Origin of the sequence: Metabacillus sp. B2-18, from assembly GCF_021117275.1 — a bacterium.
GTDB lineage: Bacteria > Bacillota > Bacilli > Bacillales > Bacillaceae > Metabacillus.
On record NZ_CP088245.1, the window covers coordinates 37501 to 56200 of the forward strand.

Genomic DNA, 18700 nt, shown 5'->3' on the forward strand with positions numbered 1-18700 from the left:
ACTTCTTCGAGAGAGTGAAATTACCGTAGGATTTGGCTTCTGGAGCTGGACAAAGTAAGAGCATAAACTCAGTAGAGTGAAGTTGAATTGTGAATCGTTATCTAGTTTTGAAGGAACATCCTTCAAACTAAATATTATTTGGTGATGATGGCGAAGAGGTCACACCCGTTCCCATGCCGAACACGGAAGTTAAGCTCTTCAGCGCCGATGGTAGTTGGGGGTTTCCCCCTGTGAGAGTAGGACGTCGCCAAGTAAGATGAGAAAAGATCAGTAGAGATACTGGTCTTTTTTTGTGAAGTTATAAAATGAAATGTTGAGGGTTGTAGAAATCTGTAGAATCGAAGATAAAACCTTAATAATCGTAGATAAAGTACCCAGAATCGAAGATAAAACCTTAATAATCGAAGATAAAGTATTCAGAATCGAAGATAAACATATAAACCACATCTAAATTGTCTATGGAAGTGAACCTGTAGCTTTATCCTTAAGCAGAAAACCTGTGTTTACACAGTAATCACAAGCTAAATGAAGCTAAAAATTTCAAAATAACAAAGAAAACTCTGTAAAAACAAAAAAAGAGCATATCACAAAGAATATGCCCTTCATCTATTTACCTTGCTTATCAACTTTATTTCTAACCGACATTATTCTGCAAAATCCGGGAAGTGACAGGCACCACCTCTCACATCTCCAACAGGCACCACCTCTCCACCTCTAAGAATAAAGCGGCGGGTTTTTCACTCTTCTTAATTTTTCTAAGTAGTATTGGTATTTAGGGTCAGATGTTTGTGTGTTTGTTATGTTTTTTTCACATTCTACACATATGAAACTCGTATAGAGATGAATTCCTGTTTCCTTTTCCTTGTCACATATAATGCAAGTTTCCCCATTTAAATGTTGTAAACTAGTAGAATTCATATTCTCCACCTCCATACCTTTTATTTTGACCAAAAGTTTATTATTGTATACACAATTATGAATTTAATTATTTTTGTTATCCGTATAATATGTATTGGGCCCTTATCTGTGATTGTTAATCATTGATTTTTTAAAAAGTATAGCTGTATATATTTTCTTCGGTCGATAAGGAAGTTAAGTATTGTTATAATTAGTTTATAGATAATAAAGGACGATGATTATAATATGAAAATGCCTCTTTATTCGGCTTTGCAGAAGCATGCTGAGAGGAATTCTTTATCATTGCATGTGCCGGGACATAAAAACGGGACAGTCATGTTAAAACAAATGGAGCACGTTTATAAAGATATTTTACGTTATGATGTAACAGAGTTAACGGGTTTAGATGATTTACATGATGCTAAAGGAGTCATAGCTGAGGCACAACAGTTAACTGCAGAGTTATATGGAGTTGAAAGATCTTATTTTTTAGTTAATGGATCAACCGTTGGGAATCTGGCTATGATCATGGGATCTTGTCTAGAAGGTGAAGAAGTTCTAGTCCAACGCAATTCACATAAATCAATTATACATGGCATTCAGCTTGCTGGAGCTACCCCTATTTTTTTATCACCAAAAGTGGATGAAGATTATCAGGTTCCTAGTTATGTTGAATGCGACAGAGTAAAAAAAGCAATTTCCCTCTATCCGAATGCGAAGGCCTTAATCATAACGAATCCTAACTATTATGGATTAACAGTTCATTTAAAAGAAGTTATTGAATTTGCACATAAACATCATATCCCTGTACTAGTGGATGAGGCACATGGCGCCCACTTTATAGCTGGAAATGGATTTCCAGCGTCAGCGATAGAGGCTGGTGCTGATGTTGTTATTCATTCTGCTCATAAAACTTTACCCGCAATGACAATGGGATCGTATTTACACTTTAATAGCAAGCTTATAGATAGGGAAAAGGTAGAATTTTATTTATCAATGCTGCAGAGTAGTAGTCCGTCATATCCTATCATGGCATCATTGGATATGGCTCGGGGTTATCTAGAAAATATCATAAAAGAGGAAACACAATTTGATATTATAAAAACTGTAGAACTAATAAAAAAGCAGATAAAGGCATTGAATTATTTGGAAGTGATTGAAACGAATGATAAACTTATACATTCGGATCCTTTGAAAGTCACAATTCGCTCTACAAATGGATTATCAGGTTACGAGCTACAGGATTTTCTAGAACTTCATGGTCTATATGCAGAGTTAGCTAATCCTAATCATGTCCTATTTATTTTGCCATTTGCAAGTGAATGTTCGTTAGGTGAAAAGTTAGGATCAATCAAACCTCCACCTAACCCTAACACTTCAAAGTCGAACATGAATGAAAAAACTTGGAGAGAGCTTGATGAAATTGGCATACATAGATTAGAAAGATCTTATTCATATTTTAAAAAATGTGAAAAGCAAACAGTTTCGTTAGAGGAAGCAGTTGGACATTTTTCTGCCGAATCAATCACACCATATCCACCAGGTATTCCTTTTATTATGATAGGACAAACCATTACAGCTGATTTGGTGGATCGCTTAAGAGAACTACTCCAATCAGGTGTAAACATTCAAGGAGACAATAATATTAAACAAGGCAAAATAAGTATCTATAAGAGGTGACTTTTTTGAAAGGTAAATTTATTACATTTGAAGGCCCAGAGGGAGCAGGAAAAACTTCTGTTCTTGAGGAATTGATGAAAGACATAAAGGATATGGATATAGAACCTGTTTTTACAAGGGAGCCTGGGGGCATTCATATCGCTGAGAAAATAAGAGAAGTTATTTTACATAAAGATCATACTGAAATGGATCCTCGAACAGAAGCACTGCTTTATGCAGCAGCAAGAAGGCAGCATTTAGTTGAAAAGGTCATTCCTGCTCTAGATTCCGGTAAAGTTGTTTTTTGTGATAGATTTATCGACAGTTCATTGGCATATCAAGGGCATGCAAGGGGACTCGGAATTGATGAAGTTTTTTCAATAAATGAATTTGCGATCAATGGAGTAATGCCTGATCTTACTTTTTACTTTAAAATTGACCCTGAGGTAGGGCTTCAAAGAATAGATAAAAGTTCAGAAAGAGAAAAGAACCGTTTGGATTTAGAAAGTTTATCGTTTCATCAAAAAGTTCAAGAAGGATACCAAAAAGTTTTAGAGAGGTTTCCAGATCGAATGATCGTTATTGATGCAGAAAAATCTATCGAAGAAGTAGTAAATGATGTAAAAACAGCATTAAAAAGGGTGATTTCTTTTTAAGCATAAGCTATCATGAAATTACCATTAAACAAGCAATGATTCACATAGATGGACATGTTACAATAAAGGGAGGCTTCTATATATGAAGTTAATTATTGTTGTTGTACAGGACCAAGATAGTAATAAACTCTTAAATGCACTTACTGAGCATAATTTCCGTGTTACAAAACTATCAAGTTCAGGTGGGTTTCTTAAATCCGGTAATACAACATTTATGATTGGTACTGAGGATATTAGAGTTGATAAAGCATTGCAAATTGTTAAGGATAATTGTAAGTCGAGAGAACAGCTTGTGGCACCAGTTTCACCAATGGGAGGAAATGCAGATTCATTTATTCCATACCCGGTTGAAGTAGAGGTTGGGGGAGCAACTGTTTTTGTTCTACCTGTTGAACAATTTCATCAATTTTAACATTGATTTAGATAATGTCTATATGGCCTTATAAGCCATGGAGGTATATGATGAAGATAAGTCAAGATATAAGATCTACCTTGGATAAAAGAGGAGTGGAGCAAAAAGTTGCTCAAACATCTTCAAAAGGATTCCAAGACTTGATTGTCAAGCAAGGTAATAAGCTGCAAAATGATCAGTTAACGAAATTGCTGGCAAATATAGATGATGCAGGTCGAAGGTTAGGAAAGTCAAGAAACTTCAGTGATTTATCAAAATATAAGCTTTTAGTTAAAAAGTTTATTCATGAAGCTGTTGAATATGGAATGAACATGAAGCAGTCAAGAAGCTGGGATTATAATGGAAACAGCCGTTCTTTAAAAATTATTGAACAGGTAGATGAGCTATTAATTAATCTTACAGATGAAATGATGAATAAAGAAAGTTCATCAATTGATATTCTTGCAAAAATAGGCGAGGTTAAAGGCTTACTTGTTAACCTCTATACGTAGAGAGTGATGAGTAGTATGAACAAAAACTGGCAAGAACTAGTCACATATCAACCACGTGTGATGAAGTTATTAGCAAATAGTATTCAAAAACAACGGTTAGCACATGCCTATTTGTTTGAAGGAAAGAAAGGGACTGGAAAGAAAGATGCGGGAATTCTTTTAGCAAAAAGTTTCTTTTGTGAAAATCTTCAAACCTATGAACCATGTGATAACTGTAAAAACTGTAGAAGAATAGATTCAGGAAATCACCCTGATGTTCATATTGTAGAACCAGATGGATTATCCATAAAAAAGGGGCAAATTCAATCTTTGCAAGAAGAGTTTTCAAAGTCTGGAGTAGAGTCCAATAAAAAGCTTTATATGATTATTCATGCTGATAAAATGACTGTTAATGCAGCTAACAGCTTATTAAAGTTTTTAGAAGAGCCTAACCCAAACACAATTGCCATTCTAATAACTGAACAGTATCATAAAATATTAAATACAATTCTTTCAAGGTGTCAGCTGTTATCCTTTCATCCATTGCAGCCAATTGCAATCCAAGAAACCCTTGAGAAGTCAGGTGTAGCTAAGCATATTGCTGCATTAGTGTCGCAACTAACAAATGATCTTAATGCTGCATTGGACTTAACAAAAGATGATTGGTTTGCGCAGGCTCGATTGAAAGTGATAAAATTGTATGAGGTCCTTATCACTCGAAAAGGACAGGCACCAATATATATACACACGGAGTGGATGAACCACTTTCATGATAAAGATAAGCAAGATACAGGGTTAGACTTGCTATTATATTTATATAAAGATGTCTTATCTATACAAATAGGTAATGAAGAAAACATTATTTATCATGACATCGTTCAGCAAATAAAACAGCATGCCCTTCAAATGACCCAAAGAAGTGTAACAGAGAAGATTACTTCTATATTAGAAGCTAAAAAAAGGCTTCATGCCAATGTGAATCCACAATTACTTATGGAGCAATTGGTTTTAACATTGCAGGAGGGATAAGTTTGTATAATGTTGTAGGTGTTCGCTTTAAAAAGGCGGGCAAAATATATTATTTTGACCCTAATGGTCTTCATATAGATGACGATGATTTTGTCATTGTTGAGACAATTCGAGGAATTGAATATGGTAAAGTTGTTCTAAATAATAAAAAGGTAGAAGAAAATGATGTTGTTTTGCCATTAAAAAAGGTGATTCGCCTTGCTGATGAGAAGGATCGTTTAATGGTTCAGGAAAATCAAGAAGCAGCATCAGAAGCTTATCATGTGTGTCAGAAAAAAGTTTCAGAACATGGACTAGATATGAAGCTAGTTGATGTTGAATATACATTTGACCGCAATAAGGTCATCTTTTACTTTACTGCAGATGGTCGTGTTGACTTTAGAGAATTAGTAAAAGATTTAGCAGCTATTTTCAAAACTAGAATTGAGCTTCGACAAATTGGTGTACGTGACGAAGCAAAAATGCTTGGTGGCATAGGACCTTGCGGACGTATGCTGTGTTGTTCTACTTTTCTAGGGGACTTTGAACCAGTCTCTATTAAAATGGCAAAGGATCAAAATTTATCTTTAAATCCGACGAAAATATCTGGTCTATGTGGTCGTCTTATGTGCTGTTTAAAGTATGAAAACGATGAATATGAATCGGCAAAAGAACAGCTTCCGGATTTAGGAGAAATGATTGAAACACCTAATGGACAAGGCAAGGTCGTTGGTTTGAATATATTAGAGAAAATATTACAGGTAAACCTAGTGGAACAAGAACGCGTGGTTGAATACACTTGGGATGAATTGCAGAAAGAAGGCGTAGTTCCAATGCAATCCACAGATTAATGAGGTGGAACAAGTGGATAAGAAGGAGATATTTGAATCTGTCAGCAGTATGGAAGAGCAAATCGGGTCTCTATATACTCAATTAGGTGAATTAAAGCAGCATCTGGCTGAACTTATTGAGGAAAATCATCATTTACAAATAGAAAATGAGAACTTGCGCCGACGCTTAGATTCAACAATAACAAATACAAAAAGTACGGTAAAAACAAAAAAGACAAAATCAAAAGAAAAACAACAAAAGAAGCAGAATTCAGTTGATATAGGTGAAGGGTATGATAATTTAGCAAGACTGTATCAAGAGGGCTTTCATATTTGTAATTTACATTATGGAAGCATTCGCAAAGATGGTGATTGTTTATTTTGCTTATCATTCTTAAATAAGAAATAATAAACTGACTCATATTGATTATGTGTCAGTCTTTTTTTTACTATTAGAAAGTATAGTAAAGTGAACTTTATCATCATAAGGGCTTGGAGTTAAGCCAACTTTATATAAAGCACAGAATAGAGAGCTTAAAAAGGAGCATTGAGAAAGATGGTTAAGTTAATAGGTGACGAAAGATTGGATTATTTATTAGCTGAAAATTTAAGAATTATCCAAAGTCCAACAGTTTTTTCCTTTTCATTAGATGCTGTATTACTTTCTAGGTTTGCATATATGCCTATTCAAAAAGGAAAGATCATTGATTTATGTACGGGGAATGGGATTGTCCCTCTTATTCTTAGTACAAGAACAAAAGGTAATATTGTAGGTGTTGAGATTCAAGAAAGACTGTATGAAATGGCTATAAGAAGTGTTGAATATAATAAGTTAGAAAACAAAATTAAGTTAATCCATGGTGATTTAAAAGACATGCCAAATGAACTTGGATATGGAAAGTTTGATGTTGTGACATGTAATCCTCCCTATTTTAAAACTCCTGCTAAAGATAAACAAAATCTTAATGAACATCTCGCAATTGCAAGACATGAAATTTTATGCACATTAGAAGATGTGATAAGAGTTTGTAGTCAACTTGTGAAACAAGGCGGAAAAGTTGCAATCGTTCATAGGCCAGGGAGAATGGTTGATATAACAGAATTAATGAGAAAATATGGGATAGAGCCGAAAAGAATACAATTTGTTTATCCAAAACAAGGGAAAGAAGCAAATACACTCTTAATCGAAGGAATAAAAGGTGGACAAGCAGATTTGAAGTTGATGTCCCCGATCTTTGTGTATGATGAGAATCATGAGTATACGCCGGTTATAAAGAAAATATTATATGGATCCGAGAACGGTTAACACTAAGGAGAAGGGTAAATGGCCAACCATTATTTTTATGTGTTAGAGTGCAGTGATGGAAGCTATTATGCTGGATATACAGTTGATTTAGCAAAACGAATTCAAAAACATAATGATGGAAAAGGTGCTAAGTATACGAGAGGAAGAACTCCTGTGAAACTTTTATATTCTGAGGAGTATGACTCTAAAGGTGATGCACTAAGGATGGAGATTCGTTTTAAAAAGTTAACAAAGGAAAAAAAGAAACGATACATAGAGAGCAGGTAATAAATATGATAAAAACTCAAAAAAGCTTTCAACATGAAGAAAGTGAAATCGGAAACTTGTATTTAGTACCGACTCCGATTGGAAATCTTGAGGATATGACACTTCGCGCAATTAAGGTGTTAAAAGAAGTTGATTTAATTGCAGCTGAAGATACGAGACAATCAAAAAAGTTATGTAATCATTTTGAGATCTCTACACCTATCTTTAGCTATCATGAACATAATAAACAAACTAGTGGACTTCGTGTTATTGAGTATTTACAGCAAAGTAAAGATATAGCATTAATTAGTGATGCGGGAATGCCAACTATTTCAGATCCTGGAAGTGAATTAGTGAAACAGGTCCTGGATATAGGAGGAAAGGTGATCCCATTACCGGGTGCGAATGCAGCATTAACAGCTCTTATTGGATCAGGTATTACACCCCAACCATTTTTCTTTTTTGGATTTTTAGATCGACAAAAAAAGGAAAAGCGGAATCAACTAGAGTCACTGCGTATTCGGAAAGAAACAATTATTTTATACGAGTCTCCGCATCGCCTTAAAGAAACATTACAACTTATGCATGAAAGTCTAGGAAATCGTACAATTTGTTTATCAAGAGAATTAACTAAGAAATTTGAAGAATTTATTCGTGGAAGCATAGAGGATGTATTGAAGTGGACAGAGGAAACAGAAATTCGCGGAGAATTTTGTATCATTATTGAAGGCTCTAATGAAGATATACTAGTTGACGAAGACATTTGGTGGGATTCACTGTCAATGAAAGAACATGTTGAACATTATATAAATGAGGGTTTATCATCAAAAGATGCGATTAAAAAGGTTGCAACTGAAAGAAAGATTCAAAAGAGAGACGTTTATCAAGCATTTCATGTAGAATAAAAAAAGGGATCATCATCGATCCCTTTTTTTACTATCAGGATTAAAAACTAAGTGTAATAACCAAGTTACTTATCTGATTATATATATCGTAATTTAAAAATTAGAATTATTTATTAATTAATTGGTTTTTAATTTCCGATAAAATTTGTTCAGCACCTTCACGGCTTAAAACTAATTTTCCATTTGCTAACGCTAAGTTATCATCAGAAACTTCACCAGTAATTTGGCAAGTCATATTAGGTTTGTATTTTTTTAAGATGATTTTATCATCATCAACATAAATTTCTAATGCATCTTTTTCTGCAATTCCTAGTGTGCGGCGAAGCTCGATTGGAATAACTACACGCCCTAATTCGTCAACTTTACGTACAATTCCTGTAGATTTCATTTTAATGATCTCCTCTCAATCTATATATGCTCTATATTTTTGATAAACTTCGTCAATATTCGACAAAAAATGATTTGAATTAAGCATATCAGTGTTTCCAATAAACGTCAATCATTTTTACTATATTTCCATGTAAAAATATAGGGGAATTCTTTTGGGAAACTGATATAACAAGGTTTACTTAGTTACTTACCCGAATGATATGTAAGTAAAACCTAGAAATGGAAGATAATTGATATACATTTTATGACAAAATTTACATTTCCATTAGGTAAGTTTCGACAAAAGCCTAGGTGCTTTCGACAAAATTCAATACGATCATGTCGAATGGCTGAAATAGAAAAACTTTAGGTATATAATCTTGATATTAAGGGCTAAGATGGTATCATAAAGAGTATGAAAAAGTTTGAGGTGGATAGGTTAGTAATGTCAACCTACCTAAGTACATAAAAAGCCTAATGAAATCACAGGACTTGATCAAATGAATATGATGTTGAATAAACCATACTAAATCGCTCTCGTCCTTAGGGGCGAGGGCGTTTTTGCTAGAACACCACATAATAGTTAGTTAGTTTTGAGGAGGTTACATAATGGAAAATAATCAAAAAACATTTTATATTACCACTCCTATTTATTATCCGAGTGGAAAACTTCACATTGGACATGCTTATACAACAGTAGCAGGAGATGCAATGGCCCGTTATAAGCGTATGCGAGGCTTTGATGTTATGTATTTAACAGGAACGGACGAGCATGGTCAAAAGATTCAACGTAAAGCAGAAGAAAGTAATATTACACCTCAAGAATATGTAGATGAGATTGTATCAGGAATTAAAGAACTTTGGAAGAAAATGGACATTTCTTACGACGATTTTATTCGTACTACTGAAGAACGTCATAAAGTGGTTGTTGAAAAAGTATTTTCTAAACTCGTTGAACAAGGTGATATCTATTTGGATGAGTATGAGGGCTGGTACTCTGTTCCGGATGAAACGTTTTATACAGAACTGCAGTTAGTGGACCCAATTAAGGAAAATGGAAAAATTGTTGGTGGTAAAAGTCCGGATAGTGGCCATCCAGTCGAATTAGTTAAAGAGGAATCTTACTTCTTTAGAATGAGCAAGTATGCCGACCGCTTGTTAGCTTACTATGAAGAAAACCCTGAATTCATTCAACCAGAATCAAGGAAGAATGAAATGATTAATAACTTCATTAAACCTGGTCTAGAAGATTTAGCTGTTTCTCGTACAACATTTGATTGGGGGGTAAAGGTGCCTGGCGACCCAAAGCATGTTATATACGTTTGGATAGATGCACTTTCTAATTACATTACAGCTCTTGGTTATGGTACAGAGAATGATGAGAAATATAAAAAATATTGGCCAGCTAACGTTCATATAGTAGGAAAAGAAATTGTACGTTTCCATACAATTTATTGGCCAATTATGTTAATGGCGTTAGATTTACCTCTTCCTAAAAAAGTATTTGCTCATGGTTGGTTGCTAATGAAAGACGGTAAAATGTCAAAATCAAAAGGTAATGTTGTTGATCCTGTTACCTTAATTGATAAGTATGGCTTGGATGCACTTCGTTATTATCTTCTAAGAGAAGTACCTTTTGGATCTGATGGTGTCTTTACTCCGGAAGGATTTATAGATCGTGTTAATTATGATTTAGCGAATGATTTAGGAAACTTACTAAATCGAACAGTAGCAATGATTGATAAATACTTTGAAGGTAAAGTTCCAACATATAATGGTTATCAAACAGAATATGATGAACCTCTAGTAAAAGCATCACAAGATATGCTTAAAAAGTATGAAGATTCAATGGAAAGAATGGAGTTCTCTATTGCCCTTTCTTCTTTATGGCAATTTGTTAGCCGAACAAATAAATATATTGATGAAACGCAACCATGGGTATTGGCCAAAAATGAAGAAGATCGTGAAAAATTAGCTTCTGTCATGGTTCACCTTGCAGAATCATTACGAGTCATTGCTGTGCTATTAAAGCCATTCTTAACTGAAACACCAGTGAAGATTTTTAGTCAGCTTGGTATAGAGGATCAGGATCTTCAAAATTGGGATAGCCTTACTTCATTTGGACAAATAAATGGAACAACAGTGAATAAACAAGCACCGATTTTCCCTCGACTTGAAGTAGAGGAAGAAGTTTCCTATATTAAGGAACAAATGAAAGGTTCTGCACCAGTGGAAGAGAAGAAAGAAGAAATAGTAGCTCCTGAAACGATGGAAGAAATTACAATTGATGACTTTATGAAGGTTGATCTTCGTGTAGCAGAGGTCCTTCATGCTGAACCTGTGAAAAAAGCCGATCGTTTATTAAAAATTCAATTAGATTTGGGCTATGAAAAAAGACAAGTAGTATCTGGAATTGCAAAACACTATAAGCCAGAAGATTTAATTGGTAAAAAGGTGATTTGTGTTGTGAATCTAAAGCCAGTAAAACTGCGTGGTGAGCTTTCTCAAGGTATGATTCTGGCAGGTTCACAAGGTGATATGCTCTCAGTAGCTACAGTTGATGCTGACCTTCCTAATGGTTCAAGGGTAAAATAAAAAGTCAACATTAAAAAGACTTAATAATAAGTAATAGCTGAAATATCCTGTGGATAGCACAAAGGGAGGTATACAGCCCAAATCCTGTTTCCTCCCTAAGGATTTTTCATTCTCGAAAAAAAATGATATTTGTCTAAAAAGCAAAAAAAATGGGTGTTCCACGTGTAACAATTTGTTGAACACCTTTTTGTTTTGTCGAATAGAATGAGGAAGGGAGTTAGTCATAGTGCTTTTTGATACACATGCACATTTAAATGCTGTGCAATTTGAGGAAGATTTAGAAGAGGTTATCGAACGTGCAACAAGTGAGGGTGTTTCACATATCGTTGTTGTAGGTTTTGATCATGAAACGATTAAAAGAGCAATGGAGTTAATAGAACAGTATGATATGATTTATGCTGCAATAGGCTGGCATCCTGTAGATGCAATAGATATGACGGAAGAAGACCTAAATTGGATTAGGGAATTGTCACAACATCCAAAAGTAGTTGCTATTGGAGAAATGGGATTAGACTATTATTGGGATAAATCACCAAAAGAGATACAAAAAGTTGTGTTCCGGAAGCAAATTCAGTTAGCAAAAGAAGTGAATCTGCCAATTATTATTCATAACCGTGATGCAACTGAGGATGTTGTGAAGATATTGCATGAGGAGAACGCTAGTGAAGTTGGAGGGATTATGCACTGTTTCACAGGTAGTTTAGAGGTTGCAAAACAGTGTATGGAGATGAATTTCTATATTTCATTTGGTGGACCAGTAACATTTAAGAATGCAAAGAAACCGAAGGAAGTAGTGAAAGAAATTCCAATGGACCGGTTATTAATCGAAACAGATTGCCCTTATTTAACTCCCCATCCATATAGAGGAAAACGCAATGAACCGAGTTATGTGAGATATGTGGCTGAACAGATTTCTGAGTTAAGAGGAGTAAGTTTTGAAGAAATTGCAGAAAAAACGTCCGACAATGCAATGAAAGTATTCGGCATAACTCGATAACGAACGTTGTCGAGTTATGGAAGAGCTTGTCCACTTAAAGGATAAATCAATAAGTTCTACATGTCTATTTTTCCTCATAGTATATCTTTGTCGATAACTCTTGCTTCACTTTTTCCATAATTTTAAGCATAATTATGAATACGTTGAAAAAATGAGACAACGTCTGAAGGGTTGACAAGAAGAAAGATACTCTATATAATCCACGAGGGAGAAGGAGGCGGTTTTCATTTTAAGCAAAAATGTAAAAAAGCTGTTTTCCGAGAAAGTGTTAAAAAACAAATTTGTCCTATCCGCTACTAGTTTACTAGTATTGGGAACCGGTACTGCATTTGGTACATACGAGATGACGAAAGAAACAGTCTTACTTACCGTAAACGGTAAAGAGGAGAGAGTTCGTACTCATGCAGAAACTGTAAATGATTTGCTAGAAGAAAGAGATATAGATACAAGGAAAGAAGATGACATATTACCTTCAGTCGATCAAAAGATTAAAGATAATATGGAAATCACCTATAAAGCAGCAAAGCCAATTAAAGTTGCAATGGGTGATGAACGAAGGACAATTTGGACAACAGCGGATACAGTAAAAGAACTGATACAGCAAGAAAACCTGGATGTCACAGAGCATGATCAAATTAAACCAGCTTTAGATACAGTAATAGAAAGCGATTTGTCATTAACAATTGATAAAGCATTTCAGATTACACTAAATGTTGGCGGAGAAAAACAACAAGTATGGACGACTTCGACTACTGTCGCTGACTTTTTAAAAAATCAAAACGTTACATTAAATGAATTAGATAAAGTTGAACCGGCTCTGACAGATGAAGTAACTGAAAAGAGAGATATTACGGTTACACGGGTAGAAAAAGTCACCGATGTAGTGGAAGAACCAATAGCCTTTGATGTTGTAACTAAAAAAGATAACAACATAGAAAAAGGAAGTCAGAAAGTGCTTGAGTCCGGTAAAGAAGGAAAGCAAGAGAAACACTTTGAAGTTACTTTGGAAAATGGAAAAGAAATATCCAGGAAACTACTTAAAACAGAGAAAATCCAAGAAAGCGAAGATCGTGTGGTTGCTTTAGGTACAAAGGTAGTGCAACAAACAAGCACTGTATCTCGTGGAAATGATTCTGTTGCAAGGGAATTTTATGTAACTTCAACAGCATATACAGCAAGCTGTAATGGTTGTTCAGGTACAACAGCTACAGGTATTAATTTACGTGCCAATCCTAACGCTAAGGTTATTGCAGTTGATCCTAATGTGATTCCATTGGGAACTAAGGTTTACGTCGAAGGCTATGGATATGCAGTTGCTGGAGATACAGGTTCCGCTATTAAAGGGAATAAAATTGATGTATTCTTCCCTTCAAAATCAGCTGCCTATCGATGGGGTTCGAAGAGAGTAAAAATTAAAATTTTAGAATAGATCATAACAGAGGATGTTTAGTCCTCTGTTTTTTATTTATTTTCCATTACTAAACGGTAAACCTTTTGTTCAAACTCTGAGCATTGTATACTGTTTATATTCTCTTTAGGTAAGAATAGATAATAAGAATGAAGTTCTTCACTACATAAGACGTAATAAAAGTGAAAAAAGTTTCAAGTTTTTTGGAGGAAATAATGAAAATAAAAGAAATTATTGTTGTTGAAGGAAAAGATGATACAACAGCTATTAAGCGGGCAGTTGATGCCGATACAATAGAAACGAATGGCTCATCTATTGGAGATGCTGTCATTGAGCAAATAAAGCTCGCACAACAAACAAGAGGCGTTATTTTATTTACAGATCCAGATTTTCCGGGGGAAAAAATTAGAAAAACGATAGCGGAGCTTGTACCAGGGTGTAAACATGCGTTTTTACCTAAGAGTCAAGCGAGACCAAAGCGAGGAAAGGGCATTGGAGTAGAACACGCTTCCATCGATGCCATTCAACAGGCACTTGAATCTGTGAAGGAAGAGATGACAGAGTTTGTGAGTGAGATTGAGTTTGAGGATTTATTAGATGCAGGCTTAATAGGCGGGAATCAAGCAAAAGATCGAAGAGAAAGACTAGGGATACTATTAAAAATTGGATATACAAATGGAAAGCAACTTCATAAAAGGCTGCAGATGTTTCAAATCAGTAGAGTGGAATTCATTCATGCAGTAAAGAAGATTCTACAGGAGGAAACTAAATAATGATAAAAGATATCGCAACTCCAGTAAGAACAAAAGCCATCTTAGAAAAGTATGGATTTTCTTTTAAAAAAAGCTTAGGTCAAAATTTCTTAATTGAACCAAATGTACTTTCAAGAATTGTAGATCATGCTAATGTTACAGACAAAACAGGGGTTATAGAGATAGGTCCGGGAATTGGTGCATTAACTGAGCAGCTTGCAAGAAGAGCTAAGAAGGTTGTAGCCTTTGAGATAGACAGGCGCCTTCTTCCAATCCTAAATGAAACATTAAGCCCTTATGAAAATATAACAGTTATTCATCAGGATGTATTGGAAGCTGATTTGAAAAAAGCAATTGAAGAAAATTTCAGCGATTGTGAAGAGATTATGGTTGTGGCAAATCTCCCTTACTATGTAACAACTCCAATCATTATGAAATTGCTAGAAGATAAGCTACCTCTTAAGGGAATTGTCGTTATGCTTCAAAAGGAAGTAGCAGACAGAATATCAGCTGCTCCATCAACAAAAGAATATGGATCGCTTTCGATTGCTGTTCAATACTATACAGAGGCTAAAACAGTTATGACAGTGCCTAAGACAGTGTTTGTTCCGCAACCTAATGTAGATTCAGCTATTATCCGGTTATTAGTAAGGGACAAGCCTACTGTAGAAGTGGAAGATGAAGATTTCTTTTTCAAAATTGTAAGAGCGAGTTTTGCACAACGAAGAAAAACTCTTTTAAATAACCTTGTTCATTTTATTCCAAATGGCAAGGAATTAAAAGCAAAGATCGAAGAAACTTTGGAGCACGTTGAGGTTGATGGAAAAAGAAGAGGAGAGTCTCTTTCTATTGAAGAATTCGCCAAATTAAGTGATGCATTAGCAAAGGTTGTAAAATAAATGAAAAGCAGAAGATCCAGGCAACATAAGTCTTGATCTTCTGCTTTTTTCTTTGCTTATATCCCCATGATATAAATCACCAAAAGCAAAAAACTACATAGGCTAGAAAAGGATACATTTTATACATGGTAAAAGATTACTTAAGGTGTATAAGAGATCTTGATGCCTGATTAACGAGTAAGTAAAAGTGTTCAGGTGAATCATTCATTGGAGTGATATAACATGCAAGTAAAAATTGGAGATGTTGTAGTAAGAAAATCTTATAACTTTGATTTGTTATTTAGAGTGATTGATGTCATTTCATCTGCTTCAGGAGAGCAGATTGCAATTTTACATGGTGATGAAGTGAGATTAATAGCTGATGCTGACTGTAGTGATTTAGTTCTTGTAGATGAGACAGAGAGAAATTCCCGAAAGCAGAGAGAAAAAGAACGAATTGATCAATCTTATCATTTATTTAGGCAGGATTATCAGCTTCTGAGGGAAAAGCAGGAATACTATGCAACATCCAGCTATAGCCATAATGAAGAGTTTTTCCATATGCCGGGAAGAGTCCTCCATGTTGATGGAGATCCACTTTACTTACAAAAGTGCTTGGCTTTATACGAGAAGATTGGTGTACCGGTTAATGGTGTTCACCTTAATGAAAAAGAGATGCCGGAAAAAATCACAGATCTCCTATTAAAATACCGACCTGATATATTGGTTGTAACCGGACATGATGCATACTCAAAACATAAGGGAAACATTGACGATATTAATGCCTATAGACATTCTAAGCATTTTGTTCAAACTGTTCGTAATGCAAGAAATAAGGTACCACACCTTGATCAGCTTGTAATCTTTGCCGGGGCATGTCAGTCTCACTTTGAATCTTTGATACGTGCAGGAGCTAATTTTGCAAGCTCTCCTTCAAGAGTAAACATTCATGCACTAGATCCTGTTTATATTGTAGCAAAAATAAGCTTTACGCCTTTTGTTGAAAGAATAAATGTATGGGAAGTTCTTCGTAACACATTAACAAGGGAAAAAGGTCTTGGTGGTGTGGAAACAAGAGGAGTTTTAAGAACAGGAATGCCGTATAGAAAGCCAACAACACAATAAACTTGCGCCGCTTACGTATCATATGTAAGTGGCTTTTTCTATTTCTGTAAAAAATCCTGTTATTTGGCTTCAATGCGGTTTTTAGGGAGATTGAAAGGATGAATACTTAAGAAGTTTTTTGATAAAATTCTATAAGATTTTTAATGGAGGTCATTATTTGATATTCAGTATTTTTCAAGATTTTTATATAAAAATAACCCGTACACAGAGAGAAATGAGATAAAATATGAACGTTTGAAAAGTAATTTATAAAAAACATTCATTTTCATACATAAAAGAGGGAATGTTTGTTCAAACTAACAATAACAAAGTGAGAATTTTGTTGAAAACATTTTATTGACAGTAGTGAAAAATTACTGTTATAATTTTAATTTTATTTGACTTACATAGGCGGAAGGTTGTATAATCATATTAGTGAGGTGGATGCAATGGGAAAAACTCTAACGGATATTAAAAAGTCCTTGGATGGTAATCTTGGCAGACGACTAACTCTTAAAGCTAATGGTGGTCGTAGAAAAACGATAGAACGCTGTGGTGTGCTAGCAGAAACCTATCCATCTGTCTTTGTTATTGAGCTTGATCAAGATGAAAATTCATTTGAACGAGTATCTTACAGCTATGCCGATGTATTAACCGAAACAGTGCAATTAACATTTTTTGAAGATACAACAGGTTCGTTTGCAGTTAGTGGACAGTAGACATCAATGTTTACTGTTTTTTCTTTTGTCTAAAAGTGATCTTATTAACGTCTTCATTACATATATCTTTTGTTTTATGAAAATAATAAATAATGCCGCAGTACTATCTCTTTCTTTTACATTCCAAGCTTATCCTTTGAAAGGTGTGGTCGACATGGGCAGACGTCGTCGTGGAATGATGTCGGAAGACTTTAAATATGAGTTAGCAAAAGACTTAGGTTTTTACGATACAGTAAAAGAAGAAGGCTGGGGAGCTATTCGTTCACGTGATGCTGGTAATATGGTAAAACGTGCTATTGAATTAGCACAACAACAGCTTGCCCAACAAAATAATGTAAATCAGTAATGATAGCGGCGGGGCTGGCTAAAATTACTCACTTATTCAGTTTGATAAGTGAGGTTTTGGTCAGCCCTTTCTTTCTATATGTAAAATTCACTATAAATTCAAGCATTTTTGAATTAGTGACATAATCGTGGTCAATGATAGTGAAAACTGTTTCAATTCAACTGGAATTGTCGAAAAAGGCAATACAATACCTGCTTTTGTGGTACAATGTTGATACAATTTTTAGATCGTTTAAGTAGGTGATGACAATGCGTGTATTAGAAAAAGCACCAGCGAAAATAAATTTGTCACTTGATGTACTAAAGAAACGTGACGATGGCTTCCATGAAGTTAAAATGATTATGACAACAATAGATTTAGCTGATCGGGTTGAACTGATTGACCTACCATACAATGAAATTCGAATTGTATCACATAATCGTTTTGTGCCAGATGATCAAAGGAACTTAGCCTATCAAGCTGCACGACTTTTGAAGGAGCGTTATCAAGTTAATAGAGGAGTTTCTATATCTATAACAAAAACAATTCCTGTTGCAGCAGGGTTAGCTGGTGGAAGCAGTGATGCTGCAGCAACTTTACGTGGCTTAAATAAGCTTTGGAATCTTGGGCTGACTCTTGATGAATTGGCTACACTTGGTGCGGAAATTGGTTCTGATGTATCATTCTGTGTATACGGAGGAACTGCGTTAGCAACAGGTAGAGGAGAAATTATTCATCATATAGATCCACCTCCACATTGCTGGGTGGTGTTAGCGAAACCAACGATAGGGGTTTCAACAGCTGATGTTTATAAGAATTTAAATCTTCAACAACTAAAGCATCCTAATGTTGAGGGAATGATTGAGGCGTTACATAAGAATGACTATAATCAAATTTGTACACTTATGGGAAATGTATTAGAAACTGTTACTTTACGAATGCATCCAGAGGTGGCCAACATAAAAGATCAAATGAAAAGGTTTGGCGCAGATGCAGTATTAATGAGTGGAAGCGGACCAACAGTCTTTGGCTTGGTTCAATATGAATCACGTTTGCCACGAGTTTACAATGGATTAAGGGGTTTTTGTGATCAGGTTTTTGCTGTAAGAATGCTTGGTGAACGAAACATCCTTGATTAAATACGGATATTAAGTTATATTTACA

Annotated in this window: 21 protein-coding genes and 1 rRNA gene; 20 read left to right on the top strand and 2 right to left on the bottom strand. The window is 34.9% G+C overall.

What is annotated here, in order from left to right:
* Positions 1 to 137 precede the first annotated feature (137 nt).
* A 5S ribosomal RNA gene (gene rrf, locus LPC09_RS00180) occupies positions 138 to 253 on the top strand.
* Positions 254 to 714: 461 nt separating this feature from the next.
* Here the strand turns inward: rrf and LPC09_RS00185 are convergent.
* Positions 715 to 933 (bottom strand): sigma factor G inhibitor Gin, encoded by a 219-nt coding sequence (locus LPC09_RS00185; protein ID WP_373995079.1) that lies wholly within the window; start codon positions 931 to 933, stop codon positions 715 to 717.
* A 210-nt stretch (positions 934 to 1143) separates the two neighbouring features.
* Here LPC09_RS00185 and LPC09_RS00190 point away from each other — a divergent pair, with 210 nt between their 5' ends.
* The 10 genes from LPC09_RS00190 to rsmI all read left to right on the top strand — a co-directional run bounded on the left by LPC09_RS00190 (position 1144) and on the right by rsmI (position 8389).
* The gene (locus LPC09_RS00190) at positions 1144 to 2577 is read left to right on the top strand and encodes an aminotransferase class I/II-fold pyridoxal phosphate-dependent enzyme (RefSeq protein WP_231308768.1); all 1434 of its coding nucleotides are present in this window, start codon (positions 1144 to 1146) and stop codon (positions 2575 to 2577) included.
* A 5-nt stretch (positions 2578 to 2582) separates the two neighbouring features.
* The gene (gene tmk / locus LPC09_RS00195; RefSeq protein WP_231308769.1) at positions 2583 to 3212 is read left to right on the top strand and encodes a dTMP kinase; all 630 of its coding nucleotides are present in this window, start codon (positions 2583 to 2585) and stop codon (positions 3210 to 3212) included.
* 82 nt (positions 3213 to 3294) lie between these two features.
* On the top strand, positions 3295 to 3624 hold the full coding sequence (locus LPC09_RS00200) for a cyclic-di-AMP receptor (protein ID WP_098795120.1): 330 nt from the start codon (positions 3295 to 3297) through the stop codon (positions 3622 to 3624).
* A 50-nt stretch (positions 3625 to 3674) separates the two neighbouring features.
* A complete protein-coding gene (locus LPC09_RS00205) occupies positions 3675 to 4115 on the top strand; it encodes a YaaR family protein (protein WP_098795119.1) in 441 nt (146 codons plus the stop codon).
* A 15-nt stretch (positions 4116 to 4130) separates the two neighbouring features.
* Positions 4131 to 5123, top strand: a complete 993-nt coding sequence (holB, locus tag LPC09_RS00210) for a DNA polymerase III subunit delta' (RefSeq protein WP_231308770.1) — start codon at positions 4131 to 4133, stop codon at positions 5121 to 5123.
* Between the two features lie 2 nt (positions 5124 to 5125).
* The gene (locus LPC09_RS00215) at positions 5126 to 5953 is read left to right on the top strand and encodes a competence/sporulation regulator complex protein RicT (protein WP_098795117.1); all 828 of its coding nucleotides are present in this window, start codon (positions 5126 to 5128) and stop codon (positions 5951 to 5953) included.
* A gap of 13 nt (positions 5954 to 5966) precedes the next feature.
* The gene (gene yabA / locus LPC09_RS00220) at positions 5967 to 6341 is read left to right on the top strand and encodes a DNA replication initiation control protein YabA (RefSeq protein ID WP_098795116.1); all 375 of its coding nucleotides are present in this window, start codon (positions 5967 to 5969) and stop codon (positions 6339 to 6341) included.
* A 147-nt stretch (positions 6342 to 6488) separates the two neighbouring features.
* On the top strand, positions 6489 to 7238 hold the full coding sequence (locus LPC09_RS00225; RefSeq protein WP_098795115.1) for a tRNA1(Val) (adenine(37)-N6)-methyltransferase: 750 nt from the start codon (positions 6489 to 6491) through the stop codon (positions 7236 to 7238).
* Between the two features lie 18 nt (positions 7239 to 7256).
* Entirely contained in the window at positions 7257 to 7505 is a 249-nt protein-coding gene (locus LPC09_RS00230; RefSeq protein ID WP_098795114.1) for a GIY-YIG nuclease family protein, read from the top strand.
* 5 nt (positions 7506 to 7510) lie between these two features.
* Complete coding sequence (gene rsmI / locus LPC09_RS00235) at positions 7511 to 8389, top strand: 16S rRNA (cytidine(1402)-2'-O)-methyltransferase (RefSeq protein WP_098795113.1); 879 nt, start codon at positions 7511 to 7513, stop codon at positions 8387 to 8389.
* Positions 8390 to 8495: 106 nt separating this feature from the next.
* Here rsmI and LPC09_RS00240 read toward each other — a convergent pair whose 3' ends face one another.
* A complete protein-coding gene (locus LPC09_RS00240) occupies positions 8496 to 8783 on the bottom strand; it encodes a transition state genes transcriptional regulator AbrB (protein WP_098795112.1) in 288 nt (95 codons plus the stop codon).
* A gap of 584 nt (positions 8784 to 9367) precedes the next feature.
* On the opposite strand from LPC09_RS00240, the gene metG reads away from it, so the two are divergent.
* The 9 genes from metG (at position 9368) to ispE (ending at position 18675) form a co-directional block, all read left to right on the top strand.
* Entirely contained in the window at positions 9368 to 11353 is a 1986-nt protein-coding gene (metG, locus tag LPC09_RS00245; protein ID WP_098795111.1) for a methionine--tRNA ligase, read from the top strand.
* Between the two features lie 226 nt (positions 11354 to 11579).
* Positions 11580 to 12350, top strand: coding sequence for a TatD family hydrolase (locus LPC09_RS00250; RefSeq protein WP_098795110.1), 771 nt, complete (start codon positions 11580 to 11582; stop codon positions 12348 to 12350).
* A 265-nt stretch (positions 12351 to 12615) separates the two neighbouring features.
* Positions 12616 to 13779, top strand: a complete 1164-nt coding sequence (locus LPC09_RS00255; RefSeq protein ID WP_231308771.1) for a resuscitation-promoting factor — start codon at positions 12616 to 12618, stop codon at positions 13777 to 13779.
* A 194-nt stretch (positions 13780 to 13973) separates the two neighbouring features.
* On the top strand, positions 13974 to 14531 hold the full coding sequence (gene rnmV, locus LPC09_RS00260; RefSeq protein ID WP_098795108.1) for a ribonuclease M5: 558 nt from the start codon (positions 13974 to 13976) through the stop codon (positions 14529 to 14531).
* Positions 14531 to 15409 (top strand): 16S rRNA (adenine(1518)-N(6)/adenine(1519)-N(6))-dimethyltransferase RsmA, encoded by an 879-nt coding sequence (rsmA, locus tag LPC09_RS00265; RefSeq protein ID WP_098795107.1) that lies wholly within the window; start codon positions 14531 to 14533, stop codon positions 15407 to 15409. Before rnmV ends, rsmA begins: the two co-directional genes overlap by 1 nt.
* A gap of 222 nt (positions 15410 to 15631) precedes the next feature.
* Positions 15632 to 16513: a sporulation peptidase YabG gene (yabG, locus tag LPC09_RS00270; RefSeq protein ID WP_098795106.1), complete on the top strand. Its 882-nt coding sequence runs from the start codon at positions 15632 to 15634 to the stop codon at positions 16511 to 16513.
* Positions 16514 to 16941: 428 nt separating this feature from the next.
* Entirely contained in the window at positions 16942 to 17211 is a 270-nt protein-coding gene (gene veg / locus LPC09_RS00275) for a biofilm formation stimulator Veg (RefSeq protein ID WP_026562427.1), read from the top strand.
* 154 nt (positions 17212 to 17365) lie between these two features.
* A complete protein-coding gene (locus LPC09_RS00280; protein WP_098795105.1) occupies positions 17366 to 17557 on the top strand; it encodes a small, acid-soluble spore protein, alpha/beta type in 192 nt (63 codons plus the stop codon).
* Between the two features lie 248 nt (positions 17558 to 17805).
* Positions 17806 to 18675 (top strand): 4-(cytidine 5'-diphospho)-2-C-methyl-D-erythritol kinase, encoded by an 870-nt coding sequence (gene ispE / locus LPC09_RS00285; RefSeq protein ID WP_098795104.1) that lies wholly within the window; start codon positions 17806 to 17808, stop codon positions 18673 to 18675.
* Positions 18676 to 18700: the final 25 nt, after the last annotated feature.